Origin of the sequence: Gordonia jacobaea, assembly GCF_965344965.1 — a bacterium.
Lineage (GTDB): Bacteria > Actinomycetota > Actinomycetes > Mycobacteriales > Mycobacteriaceae > Gordonia > Gordonia jacobaea.
Window position 1 is genome coordinate 155,574 of record NZ_CBDRLS010000001.1, and the last position, 16,203, is coordinate 171,776.

Genomic DNA, 16,203 nt, shown 5'->3' on the forward strand with positions numbered 1-16,203 from the left:
CACATCAGGGTCGTTCCCCGATTTCCGGGGGAACGTCAGGGTATGTCCCCGATGCCCACGCCGAGCAGGGCCGCGAGGATAGGACTCATGGATGCCACACAAGTCCGCGCACAGCTCGAGCAGCTCTGGCACACGCGTCCCGTTCGTCCGGCGAGTCCGCGCACGGTCGCAGGTGTCTGCAGCGGCATCGCGTTCCGCTACCGCGTCGATCCGACGCTGGTGAAGGTCGCTTTCGTCGTCTCGACGCTGTTCGGTGGCGGCGGCCTGCTCCTCTACGTCATCGGCTGGATCGCCTTCCCCTCGAGCAGACTCTCGGCCGCCGACCCCGCCAACGATCGCAGTGGGCACGGCCACGGCCGCCACCACAACCCGAAGTTCGTGATCGTCGCGGTCGTCGCGGTCGTCCTGGTGATGTCGTTCGGTCCGCACGGCACGTGGAGTTCGAGTGCCGGTCTCGGCACCGTCCTCATGTTGCTCGGCTGGTGGCTTCTGTTCCGTCGAACACCGATACCGCTGCCCGGAACGAGCGCTGACACGCTCACCGCGGCGCCGTCGGCCACTGCGGATCAGTTCCAGCGCTGGACTCCGCGCGCGCTTCGCACCGGGGCGGCGCCGAGCTTCGAGGGCGCGACGGGAGTGCCGGTCACCGTCCCGAGCCCCACAGCTCTCGACGTTCCGACCACGCCTCGCGGCGACAGCTCAGACGCCGCGACGTCGGTGTTCACCCTCGCCGACCGCCAGCCACCGTCGTGGGACCCGCTCGGTGCCGCACGATTCGCCTGGGATCTACCTGAACCCGCGACCCCAACGCCGCCCGCGGTACCGGAGAACCGACACTCCTCGACTCGGGCATCGCTCATCGTCGTCGGAGCCGCACTTCTCGTGGCGATGAGCGGGGTGGCCGCACACCAGGCGGGTGTCGAGTGGTTCACCCCGACGCGCATTCTCTCCATGGCCCTCGCGGTCGTCGGCGTTGGTCTGCTCACGCTCGCAGCGTTGAAGCGATCCGCTGGGCGACGGCAGGTCGGACTTGTCCCGCTGGCGGTCGCGTTGGGCGCGGCGGTCATCGTCACCGGCGCAGCGACGACATGGGTCGGACAGTCCGACGAGAGCGTCGTGCCGTCCGGCGGTGTAGGTCAGCGCATGTATAAGCCACTGTCCGAGAACGACATTCGCGACAGGTACTCGGTCACCATGGGCGCGCTCGAACTCGATTTCCGCGACATCACGCTCACTTCCGACCGCACCGTCGACCTTCGTGCCGGCCTCGGCGAGGTGACCGTGCGGGTTCCGAAGGACATGAATGTGCGGGCGAACTGCACGTTGAATGTCGGTGATCCGCAGTGCCCTGAAGGGCTGTCCGTCGGCACTGCCGGCGCCGACAAGCCAGTGTTGACGATCAATGCGCACGCCAACGTGGGCAGCGTGGAGGTGACCCGATGAACGACTGGCGTCCAGAAACGGCCAACGGAACCGCAGAGGGCAACGAGTCAGGCAGCAGCGAGCAGGTGGGCGATGCCGTGGGGCACCGCGCCCCCGGGCTCGCGCTCCTCGGCATCGCCGCGATCGCGGTGGCGATCTGGGGCCTGGCCGACACCCCCGATCTCCCGTCGGCGTCGGTCCTCGGCTGGGGCGTCGTCGGGATAGGGCTGATCGTCGGCCTGGTGCTTCTGGTCAGTGGGGCGCGACGCAGTTAGCGCTCGCCACCTACTCCCGCTCGGCTGCTATTCCCACTCGATGGTGCCCGGCGGCTTGCTCGTGACGTCGAGGACGACGCGGTTCACGTCGGGCACCTCGTTGGTGATGCGGGTGGAGATCGTCTCGAGTACCTCGTACGGCACGCGCGTCCAGTCGGCCGTCATAGCGTCCTCGCTCGACACCGGCCGCAGGACGATCGGATGCCCGTAGGTGCGGCCGTCGCCTTGGACGCCGACGCTGCGCACGTCGGCGAGCAACACCACCGGGCACTGCCAGATCTGGTGATCGAGACCCGCGGCCGTCAGCTCCTCACGGGCGATCAGGTCGGCCTTGCGCAGCATCGAGAGACGGTCGGCGGTCACGTCGCCGACGATGCGGATGGCGAGACCGGGTCCGGGGAACGGCTGACGACCCACGATCTCCTCGGGCAGACCGAGTTCACGTCCGACCGCCCGCACCTCGTCCTTGAACAACAACCGCAGAGGCTCGACGAGGCTGAACTCCAGATCGTCCGGCAACCCGCCGACATTGTGGTGGCTCTTGATGTTCGCGGTGCCGCTACCGCCACCGGATTCGACGACGTCGGGGTACAGCGTTCCCTGGACCAGGAAGTCGACCTTGTCTCCGTCGGCCGCTCGGTCGCCCAACACGTCGCTGACAGCGCCCTCGAACGATCGAATGAACTCGCGTCCGATGATCTTGCGCTTGGTCTCGGGGTCGCTGACGCCGGACAGTTCGGCGAGGAACTTGTCGGCGGCGTCGACCGTCACCAGTCGCGCACCGGTGGCGGCGACGAAGTCATGCTCGACCTGCTCACGCTCACCGGCACGAAGCAGTCCGTGGTCGACGAAGACACACGTCAGCCGATCGCCGATGGCCCGCTGAACCAGCGCTGCCGCAACCGCCGAATCGACGCCGCCCGACAGACCGCAGATCGCGAGGCCATCGCCGATCTGGTCGGAGACCTGGTCGATCAGAGCATCGGCGATGTTCGCGGGCGTCCAGTCGGCCTCGAGGCCCGCGATCTCGTAGAGGAACCTGGTGAGCACCTGCTGGCCGTGCGGCGTATGCAGCACCTCGGGGTGGTACTGCACGCCCGCCATCTTCGTCTCGACGGACTCGAACGCCGCGACGGGCGCACCGGGCGTCGACCCTGTAACGACGAAGCCCTCGGGCGCCACCTGCACGGCGTCGTTGTGGCTCATCCACACGGGCTGGTTGCGGTCGAGACCGCGATGCAGCACGCCGTCGTCGGTGGCGGTGAACGTCGTGCGTCCGAACTCGCGCCCACCTGTGTTGGCCACCTCGCCGCCGAGCGCGGCAGCCATGGTCTGGAAGCCGTAGCAGATCCCGAACACCGGGATGCCCAGCTCGAGGATTGCGGGGTCGAGGCTCGGCGCGTCGTCGGCGTACACCGACGCCGGCCCGCCGGACAGGATGATCGCGGCAGGATCCTTGGCCTTGAACTCTTCGATCGTGGCGTCGTGGGCGATGACCTCGGAGTAGATACGCGCCTCACGGACACGTCGAGCGATCAATTGCGCGTACTGCGCACCGAAGTCGACGACGAGGACCGGTCGCGGGCCCTCGACGAGCGCGCTCTCGGCAGGGGAACGGTCGGCAGACGAGTTGTCGGCGGAAGAGTCTGTCACCACCCCATTCTATGCGTGCGTACCGACGCGACCGCCGCGCAGGCGGCACCCGCCACCGCCGTGCAGGCGGCGACGATGGAGCTCAGGCAGCACCGTGGGATACTCCATGTCGATATGAGCACCTCAGACGAGCGAGAAAAGGCCAGGTCATCTGTCGAGAAGCCGGGTCGGCGATGGCTGTCCCTGTCGATCTCCGACATCACCCAGGCTGCTGTGTTCGCCGCACTGATCGCGGCACTCGGCTTGCCGGGACAGATCAGCGTCGGCAGCGCGGGCGTACCGATCACTTTCCAAACCCTCGGCGTGATGCTGACCGGCGCCATCCTCGGCCCCAAGAAGGGCACGTTGGCGGTGGTCATCTTCATGGCCCTCGCGGTCGCGGGACTGCCGATCCTCTCGGGTGGTCGCAACGGTCTGACCGCACTGTCGTCGCCGACGGCCGGATTCTTCGTCGGCTTCCTGCCCGGCGTGTTCGTGATCGGGCTGCTGACGGCGTTCATGATGCCGCGCTACCGAATCCTGCTGGGCATCGTGGCGAATCTGATCGGCGGAGTGCTGGTGATCTACATCTGCGGCACCATCGGCTTGATGATCCGCGCCGACCTCACCCTGTGGGCGGCGATCGCGGCCAACGGCTGGTTCATCGCGGGCGACGCGGTCAAGGCGGTGATCGCGGCGCTGGTCGCCAGCCAGGTGCACCGAGGGTGGCCGGGCCTCATCACCCCGCTGCGTATCCGACGTGGACGCGTCGTCGCCCTCACCGCATGACAACTAACCGCATGGACCCCGCGTGATCGAATTCCGCGATGTCTCACACTCATTCGACGGTCGTCGAGTGTTGAGTGATGTCTCGGTCGACCTTCCCGAACGACGCATCGGCATCGTGGGCGCCAACGGCAGCGGAAAGTCGACGCTGGCGCGGATGATCAACGCGCTCGTCATCCCCGACACCGGGACCGTCGTCGTCGATGGCCTCGACGCTGCGAAGGAAAAGCGTCGTGTTCGACGCCGCGTCGGATTCATCTTCTCCGACCCCGACCGACAAATCATCATGCCGACGGTGCGTGAGGACATCGAACTCTCGCTGACCAGAACAGATCTGAACAAGGCCGAACGTCGGGATCGTGCGATGAGCGTGCTCGATCGCTTCGGCCTCGCCGACCACGCCGACCAGCCCGCGAGCAGATTGTCCGGCGGGCAGAAACAACTCCTCGCGCTTGCAGCCGTCTTCGTCACCGAACCGGCGATCATCGTCGCCGACGAACCGACGACGCTCCTCGACCTGCGCAACAGCCGCATGTTGCGCCGCGTCTTCGCCGACCTCGACGTCCAACTCGTCGTGGTCACCCACGACCTCGACCTTGTCGACGACTTCGAGCGCGTACTCGTCATCGACGACGGGGTCATCACCGTCGACGATGTGCCCGGCGTCGCGCTGCCCGCCTATCGCGAGGCGATGGCATGAATCCGCTCGGCACCTATCGGCCCGGAAACTCGCTGCTACACAGGGCCTCCCCCGGCGTGAAGCTGCTCGGCCTCGCCGCGGGCATTCTCGCCATCACCCTGTGTGTCAGATCCCTTCCGGCCCTCGGGATCGCCGCGGCCGCAGTCGTCGCGGTCTACGCCATTGCCGGGATCGGTCCGGCCACGGCGTGGCGCCAGTTCCGGCCGACGCTGTGGATTCTGGTATTCGTCTTCGTCTTTCAGGTCATCTTCACCGACTGGCGTCGAGCTGTTCTGGTGTGCGGCATCCTCGCGCTCTCGGTACTGCTGGCCGCCGTGGTCAGCCTGACCACCCGCACCACCGACATGCTCGACTCGCTGACGCGCGCCATGTCGCCGCTGAGCAAACTCGGCGTGCGCACCGACCTCATCGCGATCTCGCTCGCCCTGACCATCCGGACGATTCCGTTGATCGTCGAGATCGCGGGCCAGGTCGACGAGGCGCGCCGCGCACGCGGGCTGCGTCCAGGCGCACGAATCCTGGTTGCGCCCATCGTGATCGCCGCGCTGCGGACCGCCGACGGGTTCGCCGAGAGCCTCAGCGCCCGCGGATTGGACTGACCTCACAGCAGTGCTCAAGTCCCGAGCCGCGCAGAAAGTTACGCCTCGTGGGTCGCTCGCATGTACCGGTACAGGCGGAGGACCCGAGGGGTGTGGTTTTCTGCGCGCGCCACCGCTGCTGCCAAGTGTGCGGTCAGGGAGCCACAGCCGTCGAGAACACCGGCGTGATCGGCAGCCGCAGCGCACCAGGCGCGCCGGCGGGCACCACAGGGTGTGCGGGTGCGATCGGCGCGAGCCGCCTGTAACTGCTGCCCTGCTCGGGGCGCTGGTCATCTTCGCCCTTGTTGGGCCACAACGAGATCGCGCGCTCGGCCTGCGCCGAGATGGTCAACGACGGGTTGACGCCGAGATTCGCCGAGACCGCGGCACCATCGGTGACATGCAGCGTCGGATAACCCCACACACGGTGGTATGCGTCGACGACGCCGTTCGCAGGATCGTCGGAGATGGCACACCCGCCGAGGTAATGGGCGGTGAGCGGCATGTTCATCACGTCGCCCCAGGTGCCGCCCGCGAGTCCTCCCGGAAGGATGTCGGCGATACGACGAGTTGCCTCGTTCCCCTTGGGAATCCACGTCGGATTCGGCTCACCGTGGCCCTGCTTGCTCGTGACGTAGCGGAACGGCCCACGCTTACGGACGAACGTCGTCAGTGAGTTGTCGCTGCTCTGCATGACCAGGGCAATAACGGTGCGCTGACTCCACTTGCGCACGAAGAGAAGTCGCACGAGCAGGAAGGGGTTCCGCGCGATCTCCTTCAGGAACTGACCGAACCGGTTGCGCCTACTGCCACCGTCGGTGAGCACCGTCTGCAGATACGCAATCGCGTTGCTGCCCTTGCCGTATCGAACCGGTTCGATGTGCGTGTTGGGCTCCGGATGGAACGACGACGTGATCGCCACCCCGTGCGAATAGTCGTGCTGCGGATCGTATTTCGCGGCCATCGCGCCGAGGATCGATTCGGAGTTGGTACGCGTCAACGCGCCCATCGCGTCGGAGATCTTCGGAAGTGTGGTGCCCTTGGCTCGGTGAAGCAGCTTCTGGGTGTTGAACGTTCCGGCCGCAACGATCACCTGATCTGCGGTGAAGGTGCGCTTACCCGCGCCGAACGGACCCCACGACGACGAGCCCCTGGTCTCGACCTCCCACGTCCCGTCGGCGCGTTGCGCGAGTCCGTCGACGGTGGTGCGGTCGATGATCGTCGCCCCGTTGCGCTCGGCAAGACCGAGGTAGTTCTTCATCAGGGTGTTCTTCGCGCCCACCCGGCAGCCGGTCATGCACGCGCCGCACTCGGTGCAGGCGGTCCGCTCGGGTCCGGCTCCACCGAAATACGGATCGGGCACGGTCTCGCCCGGCACTCCCGCCAGGCCGGTCTTGGCACCGAAGAACACTCCGACCGGCGTCGAGGTGAAGGTGTCGGCCGCGCCCATCTGTTCGGCGACGGTACGCATCACCCGATCCGATTCGGTGACAGTCGGATTGGTGACGACGCCCAACATCCGTCGCGCCTGCTCGTAATGCGGCGTGAGCTCGGCCTCCCAGTCGGTGATGTGGTTCCACTGGGGGTCCGTGAAGAACGGGGTCGGAGGCTTGTACAGGGTGTTGGCGTAGTTGAGCGAGCCACCGCCGACGCCCGCTCCCGCCATGATCATCACGTCCTTGAGGGCGTGGATGCGCTGAATCCCGTACAGCCCGAGCTTCGGCGCCCACAGCCACTTGTGCAGACGCCAGCTCGTCTTCGCGAACTCGTGGTCTTCGAACCGACGTCCGGCTTCGATCACCCCGACGCGGTACCCCTTCTCGACGAGGCGCAACGCACTGACGCTGCCGCCGAAACCGGAACCGACGATGAGCACGTCGAAGTCAGGCTCATTCTTGCGCTGGGTCAACGCGTTCTTGCGCTGGTTGAGCGCGTTCTTGCGCTGGTTGAGCTTGTCGAAACCATGGTGGGCTGCCATAGCCAACCATTCTAACGCCCGTTGTCACATGACGTGACGGCGGTCTCACCTGGTGGGCAGAAACGCGGTTAGGCGCGAACAGACAACCCGACCTTCTGGAACTCCTTGAGATCGGAATAGCCCGCCTTCGCCATCGAACGACGCAGTGCGCCAACCAGATTCAGTTCTCCGAACGGGTCGTCGGACGGTCCGTTGAGTACCGTCTCGAGGCTCGGGCGTCCCTCGTCGGTCGCGACGCGCAGCAGCGCGCCGCGCGGAGTGTCGGGATGCGCTGCGGCCGACGGCCAATACCATCCGTGACCTGGGGCTTCGGCTGCTGCGGCCAGCGGTGTACCGAGCACCGCGGCGTCGGCACCACAGGCGATCGCCTTGGCGAGGTCGCCAGAGGTGTGGATGTCGCCGTCGGCGATGACGTGCACATAACGGCCGCCGGTCTCGTCGAGGTACTCCCGACGCGCAGCCGCGGCGTCGGCGATGGCGGTGGCCATCGGAACGCCGATACCGAGCACCTCCGACGTCGTCGTCGCTCCTTCGGCCGAGCCGTAACCGACGATCACGCCGGCAGCGCCGGTCCGCATCAGGTGGAGGGCGGTCCGGTGGTCGTGTACGCCGCCCGCGATCACCGGGATGTCGAGTTCGGCGATGAACGTCTTGAGGTTGAGTGGTTCTTCTTCGCCGCGGACGACATGCTCGGCGGAGATGATCGTGCCGTGCACGACCAGGATCTCGACGCCGGCGGCGAGAAGTGCCGGCGTCAGTTCGGGCGCGTGTTGCGGGCTCACCCGAACAGCGGTCGTCACGCCCGCGTCGCGCACAAAGCTCACGGCTTCGCCCAGGAGATCGGTGTCGATCGGGGCGCGATGCAGTTCCTGCAGGAAGCGCACGGGTGCGGATGGGTCCGGATCGTTGAGCGCAATGTCGACGAGTTGCGCGATCTTGCCCTCGACGTCGCGGTGGCGCGCCCAGAGTCCCTCACCGTTGATTGCGCCGAGCGAACCGAGCCTTCCCAGCGCCACCGCCATCTGCGGCGAGACGAGGGCGTCGGTGGGATGGCTCAGGATCGGCGAGTTGAACCGGTAGGCGTCGATCTGCCAGGCCGTCGACACTTCCTTCGACGAGCGCGTCCGTCGTGACGGGACGATGCTGATGTCGTCAAGTTCATATGTTCGACGGGCGGTTCTGCCCATGCCGATGTCGGTCAGGTCACGCACCGTTGCGCCTCTCTAGGGGGTTGATGGACTGCTATTCGACTGTGCGGCGTCGTGATCGCAACGATCACTACGACGTTCAGCGGGAATAGTAGTTCGGCGCCTCGGCGGTCAGTGTGATGTCGTGCGGATGCGACTCCTTGAGGCCCGCTGCGGTGATCTGCACGAAGCGTGCACCCTGCAGGTGATCGATGGTCGACGACCCGGTGTAACCCATCGACGCACGAAGCCCGCCGACCAGCTGGTGCACCACCTGGCCGAGTGGCCCGCGGTAGGGCACCCGTCCTTCGATACCCTCGGGCACCAGCTTCTCCTCGGCGAGCACGTCGTCTTGGAAGTAGCGGTCCTTGGAGTACGACTTGGCCTGTCCGCGACCCTGCATGGCGCCGAGCGATCCCATGCCTCGGTAGCTCTTGAACTGCTTGCCGTTGACCAGGATCAGGTCGCCGGGCGCCTCTGCGGTGCCCGCGAGGAGCGAACCGAGCATGACGGTCGACGCGCCTGCCGCGAGTGCCTTGGCGATGTCGCCGGAGTACTGCACGCCACCGTCGGCGATGACCGGAACGCCTGCCTTGTTGCACACGGCGACGGCTTCGAGGATCGCGGTGATTTGCGGGGCGCCGACGCCTGCGACGACGCGGGTCGTGCAGATCGAACCGGGCCCGACACCGACCTTGACGGCGTCGGCGCCCGCGTCGACGAGCGCCTGCGCGGCCTCACGGGTGGCGACGTTGCCGCCGACGATCTGCACACGATCACCGATTTCGGCCTTGAGCTTGGCGACCATTTCGAGCACCAGTCGGTTGTGCGCATGGGCGGTGTCGACGATGATCACGTCGGCGCCGGCGTCGGAGAGCGCCATCGCACGTTCCCACTGCGGATCGCCGGTTCCCACGGCCGCGCCGACGAGCAATCGGCCGTCCGAATCCTTGGTGGCGAGCGGGTGCTGCTCGGTCTTGACGAAGTCCTTGACCGTGATGAGGCCGGTGAGCTTGCCGTTGCCGTCGACGATCGGCAGCTTCTCGACCTTGTTGCGACGCAGGAGCCCGAGCGCGGCCTCGGCGGACACGCCTTCCTGTGCGGTGATGAGCGGCGCCTTGGTCATCACCTCGGAGACCGGGCGGTCCTGGTCGACCTCGAAGCGCATGTCGCGGTTGGTGATGATGCCGACGAGTTCGCCGCGATCGTCGACGACCGGCAGGCCGGAGATGCGATACCGGGCACACATGGCGTCGACCTCGGCGAGCGTGTTGCTCGGCGAGCAGGTCACGGGATCGGTCACCATGCCCGCCTCGGAGCGCTTGACCGTCTCCACCTGGCCGGCCTGGGCCTCGATCGACAAGTTGCGGTGAAGGACACCCATGCCGCCGGCACGCGCCATGGCGATGGCCATGCGCGACTCGGTGACGGTGTCCATCGCCGAACTTACGAGAGGCACGCGCAGCGTGATCTCCTTGGTCACCCGCGTGGATGTGTCGACCTCACTGGGAATCACATCCGACGCCGACGGCAACAACAGGACGTCGTCAAACGTCAGTCCGAGCATTGCGACCTTGCCGGGGTCGTCTCCTCCGGTGCGAACCTGCGTCATTGGTCCATTCTATCTGGTAAAGGGTGGCTGCTGATTTCGCCCGCAGCGAAGGGCGTCCGGCGTCGGCGCAGACAGCAGACAAACTGTGGAGCGTTGCGGCAGCCGTGCGCTGCAATCGGTTACGGTGGAGTCGTGCGTGATCATCTCCCACCGGGCCTTCCACCAGACCCGTTCGCCGACGACCCCAGCGATCCGGCTTCCATGCTGGATTCGATGGAGCCTGGCATCCCCTTGGACGAGAGTGAGCGGCTCGCGGTCGAAGAGGATCTGGCCGACCTCGCCGTCTATGAGGCATTGCTGGCACATCGTGGGATTCGTGGGCTCGTCGTCGTCTGCGACGACTGCCAGGAAGACCATTACCACGACTGGGACATGCTGCGCGCCAACCTACTTCAACTATTGATCGACGGAACCGTGCGGCCGCATGAGCCCGCTGTCGATCCGCGTCCCGACGCCTACGTCACCTGGGACTACTGCCGCGGCTATGCCGACGCGCACCATCACATCGACGACGACCGCTGAGATACCGAGCACAGCGTCTCGGGCGTCGCACACAGCTGACATCACGAAACAAGCCACGAGCGCCGCAATCGCGGAGCTCGTGGCTTGTTCGATTGTCTCGCCCGACTGACCTGTCCTACACCGAAGGTCTTAATCCGTCTGACTGACGCAGATCAGCTCGACGGTGGCCAGCTGCTCGACGGACCGTCGTTTGCCGCCGTAGTGGTGGTCGTGGTCGTCGTCGGCGGCTTGGTTGTGGTCGTCGGGGTCTGGCTGGTCTCAGGCGGAGTCGTCTGAGGCGACGTCGTCTCGGGCTTTGTCTGACTCGTGAGCGGGTCGGTCGGCTGTTGCGGCTCCGACGTTCGCGCCTGGGAGGTATCGACGTTTCCGCCGTTCGGCGACGTTGCCGAGGTACCGCTGCGCACGGTTGTCCCGGTGTCGGCTCGCAGGCGTCCGATCCACTCGTCCATGTGTGAGCGAGTGTCTGAGTCGCGAACCGGCCCCATCGAATTCTCTGCCTGCGAGATCAACGATTCCGCGGCAGGCGTGTTGCCTGCGGCGAGTTCGGCTTCGGCCTTCTCGAGGTTCGAACGCACGTCGTATGCGGCTTGCGTTTCCGATGCAGCCTGCGCGAACACGACCTTCTTGACGTTCCACAGCGGGTCGCCCGGTTCGGAACCCTGCGACATCACCGTGAGCCCTGCTGCCGCGACGATGGCAACTGCTGCGGCCCCGGCGACGATACGCAGGGTGCGCACGACGGTACGGGTCCGAGCCCTCGGACGTTCCGCAGCGATCGCGTTCTCGACGTCGGCGACAGTCGGGCCGAGCGGCAGCGGATCGGCTAGCGACTCGTGGCGCCACGCGGAGAGCAGACCCGCGAGTTCGTACTCGACGTCATCGCGCGTCGGCGTCGGAACGTCGTGCGACAGTGCGTCGATGAACGCGTCGTCGAATTGGACCGCGGAGATGTCCACGGGCGTGTCGTCGGGAGTCGACCACTCCCCTGTGGGATTTCTGTACGCACCAGTTCCGGTGTCATGCATGCCCCCCGACTGCCGCCGACCCGGCACGGAGCGACCACGATGCGACTCATGCTCGTCGTTCATCATGTCCTCCCGCCTTTCTCAGCTGTTCCTTCAACTTGGCCAAAGCTCGGTGTTGCGCGACGCGGACCGCGCCGGGGGTGCTTCCCACGGCTTCTGCGGTCTCCTCAGCGGACAGTCCGACGACCAGACGCAGGATGAGTACTTCGCGTTGCTTCTCCGGAATCAACGCGAGGAGTGCTTTCATCTCACGGCTGGCGTCGGCGTCGAGTGCGCTCTGCTCTGGTCCTCCAGTGACCTGGACAACCTCGGGGAGCTGCTCGACGGGGTCAGCCTTCACACGACCGGCGACGCGCATGGCGTCAGCTACCTTGTGCGAGGCAATGCCGTACACAAAGGCCATGAACGGTCGCCCCTGGTCTTGATACCGGGGCAGCGCGGTCATGACAGCCATAAGGGCCTCCTGCGCCACGTCGTCAGCGGAGAACAAATGGCGTTCTCCGACACCGATTCGCCCTCGGCAGTAGCGCACGATCGGTTCCTGCACACTTTCGAGGACTGACGTGAGTGCGACCCGGTCGCCCGACGCGGCTGCGCGGACGGCTTCGTCTAACTCAACACCTGTCAGTTTCATCGTCAGTTGAGATTCCCGTGTTACACGTTTGTGTTGCCTGATCAATCGGGTCGTGATGGATCTACGAGCGGCCGGCGAACGGCATCCCCCGATCCACAAGCATGTCATGCGACGCGTTGATGCTTGCAATCGTTGTATCCGACGTGTCGCCGAGGCCTTGCAGCAAAGACAACGACGCCCAGGTCAGAGGTAAAAATCCACCTGCCTGCGCGCGCCGAAGACATGCCCTCGCAACGGCAAGCGCGTCGGATGTATCGATCGCGGACGCCGCGGCGATGAGATCTGTCTTGATGTGATGACGCTCATGATTCGCCGAGACGGAGGCCATGATTTTTTGCGCCTCGCCGATAAGGCGACGCGCCCGGTCTGCGTCGCCGGTGTAGATGGCCAACTCAGCACCGACCCATCGCTCCCGCACGCGCGGGCGGACCTCGGTGACGAAAGTCGTCCACGCGTCGGAGCCCGCTTCCTCGACGTCGCGGCGGTCGTGCAGCTCTCGCGCCCGGATGAGCAGCCGAGCCGAGGCCGAGAATCGGAACAGACCCAGATTGTCGGCCGCGAGCCCTACGACGGCGTCGTGCGCGGCAACGCGAACCCACGGATCTGTGGAGCCGAAGGGATCATCGAGTGCAGCCAGCGCCGCGGCGTCGAACCCGACGGCGAGGTCGTGTCGACCCGACTGTCGGTGTAGTGAGGCCGTGGTACTGAACGCCAAGGAGATCACCTCTCTGGCGTCGACCGCTCTGGCGTGCGCACGAAGCCGGTCGAGCATGGTCAGCGCTGCGGCCCCGTCGCCGAGCCCTCCTCGTTCGACGGCCGCCCACCATTGCTGTCGCAGCGAATTCAACACAATCTCGTGGTCCACATCACTTCCATTGTCTCCGTTTTCCTGAATTTAACCTGTTGTCACAATTCTTTAATTCGACGCCAACGTCACGTACGCATGATGAGAACATTTCCTTCGTGTTACTCGGCGTTCTCGGCCCCACACGCGCCTACGATCGCACTTTCGCTCGAAGAGAGCGAAATCAATCCGCATCCATGCAGGTCACGGCACGTCATCGGGCACCGACGAGGGTCTCCGCAGGTGGCAGGGTTGGCCTGTGCTAGCCCGGGCCAACCACACAACATTTCGTTAACAACGATGGAATTTTTTGAACGATCTTGTCCTCAAGAGGCACTATTGACGCTGTTTCCGTCGTCCGCCTAGTGTTTGCGATGCACAGCCGATAGCGGCGATGCGCCAGTGTGGTTCCGCCGGTCTCGCGGCCGACGGAGCAGTGCAGCGGTACCTCGAGAATCAAAGGAGTTCGTGCCATGCCTCAGCCAAATCACCTCCCCGGACCTAATGCCGATATCTGGGATTGGCAAATGCAAGGCCTATGTCGCGGCGTCGACTCCTCTATGTTCTTTCATCCCGATGGCGAGCGCGGGCGGGCACGAGCTCAGCGCGAGCGTCGCGCAAAAGAAATGTGCCACCAGTGCCCGGTGATCGCGCATTGCCGTGAGCACGCTCTCGCAGTCGCTGAGCCGTACGGGATCTGGGGCGGACTCTCGGAGTCCGAACGCAGCATGCTGATGAAGCGCGGCGTCGGACGTCGCATCGCGAGCTGACCGAGCACTCACACACAGCAGACGACAAGACCACAAAGAAGCCCGGGCCGACCATCTGGTCGGCCCGGGCTCCTTTTTGCCTCTTGCAGTTGTGTCACATGCGGTCAGAGATCAGACCGCGAGCACCGCTCGGTCAGTGTGAGTGCCCGTGACCGTGATCTGCGGCCGCACCGGCGGGCTCGTCGGCAACCGCGGCCTCGGTGGTCAACACCATCCGCGATGCCGACGCCGCGTTCACGACGGCCGACCTCGTCACCTTGACCGGGTCGATGATGCCGTCTGCCAGCAGGTCACCATACGAGAGCGTCGCGGCGTTGAAGCCGTGACCGGTCTCCTGGCGTGCGACCTTGTCGACAACCACGGCACCGTCGACGCCCGCGTTGCTGGCGATCCAGTACAGCGGCGAACGCACGGCATCGCGAACGACCCGGACGCCGAGCGCCTCGTCCTGGCTGAGTCCCTCGGCGAGAGAATCAAGCACCTTCGACGCCTGTACGAGCGCAGACCCACCACCGGGGATGATGCCCTCCTCGACTGCGGCCTTGGCTGCGGCGACAGCATCCTCGACGCGGTGCTTGCGCTCCTTGAGTGCTGTCTCGGTCGGCGCGCCGACGCGGATCACGGCGATGCCGCCGGAGAGCTTCGCCAACCGCTCGGCGAGCTTCTCGCGGTCCCAGTCGGAGTCGCTGTTGTCGATCTCGCGTCGGATCTGGTCGGCACGTGCGGCTACGGCCTCCTTCGAACCGCCACCCTCGACGAGGGTGGTGGTGTCCTTGGTGACGACAGCGCGACGCACCGTGCCGAGCTGATCGAGCTCGGTCGTCGACAGCGAGAGTCCGATGTCGGTCGAGATCACGGTGCCACCGGTGACGACTGCGAGGTCGTCGAGGAACGCCTTGCGACGATCACCGAAGAACGGCGCCTTGACCGCGACGGCCTTGATGGTCTTGCGGATCGAGTTGACCACGAGCGTCGAGAGCGGCTCGCCCTCAACGTCTTCGGCAATGATCAGCAGCGATTTGCCAGACTGCGCGACCTTCTCCAGCAGCGGGAGGAAATCGGGCAGCGAGCTGATCTTCTCGCGGTAGAGGAGCACGTAGGCGTCCTCGAGGACCGCTTCCTGGCTGTCGGGATCGGTCATGAAGTAGGGCGAGAGGTAGCCCTTGTCGAACTGCACGCCCTCGGTGACGACGAGTTCGGTGTGCAGTCCCGATCCTTCTTCGACGGTGACGACGCCGTCGGTGCCGACCGTCGCCATCGCCTTGCCGACCATCTCGCCGACCTCGGGGTCGCGCGAGCTGACGGTGGCGACCTGAGCGATCGCCTTCTCGCCCTCGACGGGCGTTGCGACGCGGACCAGTTCGTCGTTGATCGCGTCGGCGGCCTTCGAGATACCCGCACCGAGCGAGACGGGGCTCGCGCCCGCTGCGACGTTGCGCAGACCTTCGCTGACGATCGCCTGCGCGAGAACGGTTGCGGTGGTCGTGCCGTCGCCTGCGACGTCGTTCGTCTTGGTGGCGACCGACTTCACCAACTGAGCGCCCATGTTCTCGAACGGGTCCTCGAGTTCGATGTCGCGTGCGATCGTCACGCCGTCATTGGTGACCGACGGTCCGCCGAACGCCTTAGACAGCACCACATGTCGCCCACGTGGGCCGAGTGTCACCTTGACCGTGTCAGCGAGCTGATCGATACCGCGCTCGAGTGAGCGACGGGCCTTCTCGTCGAATTCGATCTGTTTGGCCATGACTTCCTTCTTGAGTGCCTTCTACTGGGGAAATGAATGGGGGCACAACGTAGTCCGCCCCGGGGTCTGCGTACAGACCCCGGGGCGGAACGACCACACGTTGGTCCGTGGGGTCTTACTTGCCGATCACCGCGAGCACGTCGCGGGACGAGAGGATCAGGTACTCCTCGCCGGCATACTTGATTTCGGTGCCGCCGTACTTGCTGTAGATGACGGTGTCGCCTTCTTTGACGTCGACAGGGACGCGGTTGCCCTGCTCGGTGACACGCCCTTCGCCGACGGCGATGACGGTGCCCTCCTGGGGCTTCTCCTTGGCGGTATCCGGGATGACCAGACCGGATGCGGTGGTCGTCTCGGCCTCCACAGCCTGCACCAGGATCTTGTCCTCAAGCGGCTTGATGTTCACGCTCGCCACGATGTGAGTCCTCAACTTTCTCATCTGAGAAACGATGTATGTGTTTGCGGGCCCTGCACGAAACCTCGTCGTCGCG

General features: G+C 65.6%; 16 protein-coding genes. 7 read left to right on the plus strand and 9 right to left on the minus strand.

Annotated features, from left to right (window positions below):
* Positions 1 to 87 precede the first annotated feature (87 nt).
* Positions 88 to 1,443: a PspC domain-containing protein gene (locus ACRVY7_RS00700; protein ID WP_431815626.1), complete on the plus strand. Its 1,356-nt coding sequence runs from the start codon at positions 88 to 90 to the stop codon at positions 1,441 to 1,443.
* Positions 1,440 to 1,697, plus strand: a complete 258-nt coding sequence (locus ACRVY7_RS00705; RefSeq protein WP_431815627.1) for a hypothetical protein — start codon at positions 1,440 to 1,442, stop codon at positions 1,695 to 1,697. The genes ACRVY7_RS00700 and ACRVY7_RS00705 overlap by 4 nt, the downstream gene beginning before the upstream one ends.
* Before the next feature lie 27 nt (positions 1,698 to 1,724).
* Here ACRVY7_RS00705 and guaA read toward each other — a convergent pair whose 3' ends face one another.
* The gene (guaA, locus tag ACRVY7_RS00710; RefSeq protein ID WP_431815628.1) at positions 1,725 to 3,350 is read right to left on the minus strand and encodes a glutamine-hydrolyzing GMP synthase; all 1,626 of its coding nucleotides are present in this window, start codon (positions 3,348 to 3,350) and stop codon (positions 1,725 to 1,727) included.
* A gap of 114 nt (positions 3,351 to 3,464) precedes the next feature.
* Here guaA and ACRVY7_RS00715 point away from each other — a divergent pair, with 114 nt between their 5' ends.
* The 3 genes from ACRVY7_RS00715 to ACRVY7_RS00725 are packed head-to-tail and all read left to right on the plus strand — an operon-like array spanning position 3,465 to position 5,414.
* A complete protein-coding gene (locus ACRVY7_RS00715; RefSeq protein ID WP_431816366.1) occupies positions 3,465 to 4,118 on the plus strand; it encodes a biotin transporter BioY in 654 nt (217 codons plus the stop codon).
* A 22-nt stretch (positions 4,119 to 4,140) separates the two neighbouring features.
* A complete protein-coding gene (locus ACRVY7_RS00720; RefSeq protein WP_431815629.1) occupies positions 4,141 to 4,815 on the plus strand; it encodes an energy-coupling factor ABC transporter ATP-binding protein in 675 nt (224 codons plus the stop codon).
* On the plus strand, positions 4,812 to 5,414 hold the full coding sequence (locus tag ACRVY7_RS00725; RefSeq protein ID WP_431815630.1) for an energy-coupling factor transporter transmembrane component T family protein: 603 nt from the start codon (positions 4,812 to 4,814) through the stop codon (positions 5,412 to 5,414). Before ACRVY7_RS00720 ends, ACRVY7_RS00725 begins: the two co-directional genes overlap by 4 nt.
* Positions 5,415 to 5,547: 133 nt before the next feature.
* Here the strand turns inward: ACRVY7_RS00725 and ACRVY7_RS00730 are convergent, their stop codons facing one another.
* From ACRVY7_RS00730 to guaB, 3 genes are all read right to left on the minus strand, one after another.
* A complete protein-coding gene (locus ACRVY7_RS00730; RefSeq protein WP_431815631.1) occupies positions 5,548 to 7,371 on the minus strand; it encodes an FAD-dependent oxidoreductase in 1,824 nt (607 codons plus the stop codon).
* A 68-nt stretch (positions 7,372 to 7,439) separates the two neighbouring features.
* The gene (locus ACRVY7_RS00735) at positions 7,440 to 8,582 is read right to left on the minus strand and encodes a GuaB3 family IMP dehydrogenase-related protein (protein WP_431815632.1); all 1,143 of its coding nucleotides are present in this window, start codon (positions 8,580 to 8,582) and stop codon (positions 7,440 to 7,442) included.
* A 76-nt stretch (positions 8,583 to 8,658) separates the two neighbouring features.
* On the minus strand, positions 8,659 to 10,170 hold the full coding sequence (gene guaB / locus ACRVY7_RS00740) for an IMP dehydrogenase (protein WP_049699606.1): 1,512 nt from the start codon (positions 10,168 to 10,170) through the stop codon (positions 8,659 to 8,661).
* 132 nt (positions 10,171 to 10,302) lie between these two features.
* Between guaB and ACRVY7_RS00745 the strand changes: the two genes are divergently transcribed.
* Positions 10,303 to 10,692 (plus strand): DUF5319 domain-containing protein, encoded by a 390-nt coding sequence (locus tag ACRVY7_RS00745; RefSeq protein ID WP_049699806.1) that lies wholly within the window; start codon positions 10,303 to 10,305, stop codon positions 10,690 to 10,692.
* A gap of 152 nt (positions 10,693 to 10,844) precedes the next feature.
* Here the strand turns inward: ACRVY7_RS00745 and ACRVY7_RS00750 are convergent, their stop codons facing one another.
* The 3 genes from ACRVY7_RS00750 to ACRVY7_RS00760 all read right to left on the minus strand — a co-directional run bounded on the left by ACRVY7_RS00750 (position 10,845) and on the right by ACRVY7_RS00760 (position 13,216).
* Positions 10,845 to 11,780 (minus strand): anti-sigma-D factor RsdA, encoded by a 936-nt coding sequence (locus tag ACRVY7_RS00750; protein WP_431816367.1) that lies wholly within the window; start codon positions 11,778 to 11,780, stop codon positions 10,845 to 10,847.
* A complete protein-coding gene (locus ACRVY7_RS00755; protein WP_005207924.1) occupies positions 11,764 to 12,351 on the minus strand; it encodes a sigma-70 family RNA polymerase sigma factor in 588 nt (195 codons plus the stop codon). Before ACRVY7_RS00755 ends, ACRVY7_RS00750 begins: the two co-directional genes overlap by 17 nt.
* A gap of 61 nt (positions 12,352 to 12,412) precedes the next feature.
* Positions 12,413 to 13,216, minus strand: coding sequence for a hypothetical protein (locus ACRVY7_RS00760; RefSeq protein ID WP_431815633.1), 804 nt, complete (start codon positions 13,214 to 13,216; stop codon positions 12,413 to 12,415).
* A gap of 452 nt (positions 13,217 to 13,668) precedes the next feature.
* Here ACRVY7_RS00760 and ACRVY7_RS00765 point away from each other — a divergent pair, with 452 nt between their 5' ends.
* Positions 13,669 to 13,965 carry a WhiB family transcriptional regulator gene (locus ACRVY7_RS00765; RefSeq protein ID WP_005174148.1) on the plus strand — a complete coding sequence of 99 codons (297 nt, stop codon included), beginning with the start codon at positions 13,669 to 13,671 and terminating at the stop codon, positions 13,963 to 13,965.
* Positions 13,966 to 14,098: 133 nt separating this feature from the next.
* On the opposite strand, the gene groL is transcribed toward ACRVY7_RS00765, so the two are convergent.
* Together groL and groES are read right to left on the minus strand one after the other, a co-directional pair.
* Entirely contained in the window at positions 14,099 to 15,712 is a 1,614-nt protein-coding gene (groL, locus tag ACRVY7_RS00770; RefSeq protein ID WP_431815634.1) for a chaperonin GroEL, read from the minus strand.
* 115 nt (positions 15,713 to 15,827) lie between these two features.
* Entirely contained in the window at positions 15,828 to 16,127 is a 300-nt protein-coding gene (groES, locus tag ACRVY7_RS00775) for a co-chaperone GroES (protein WP_005174150.1), read from the minus strand.
* Between the last annotated feature and the right edge of the window lie 76 nt (positions 16,128 to 16,203).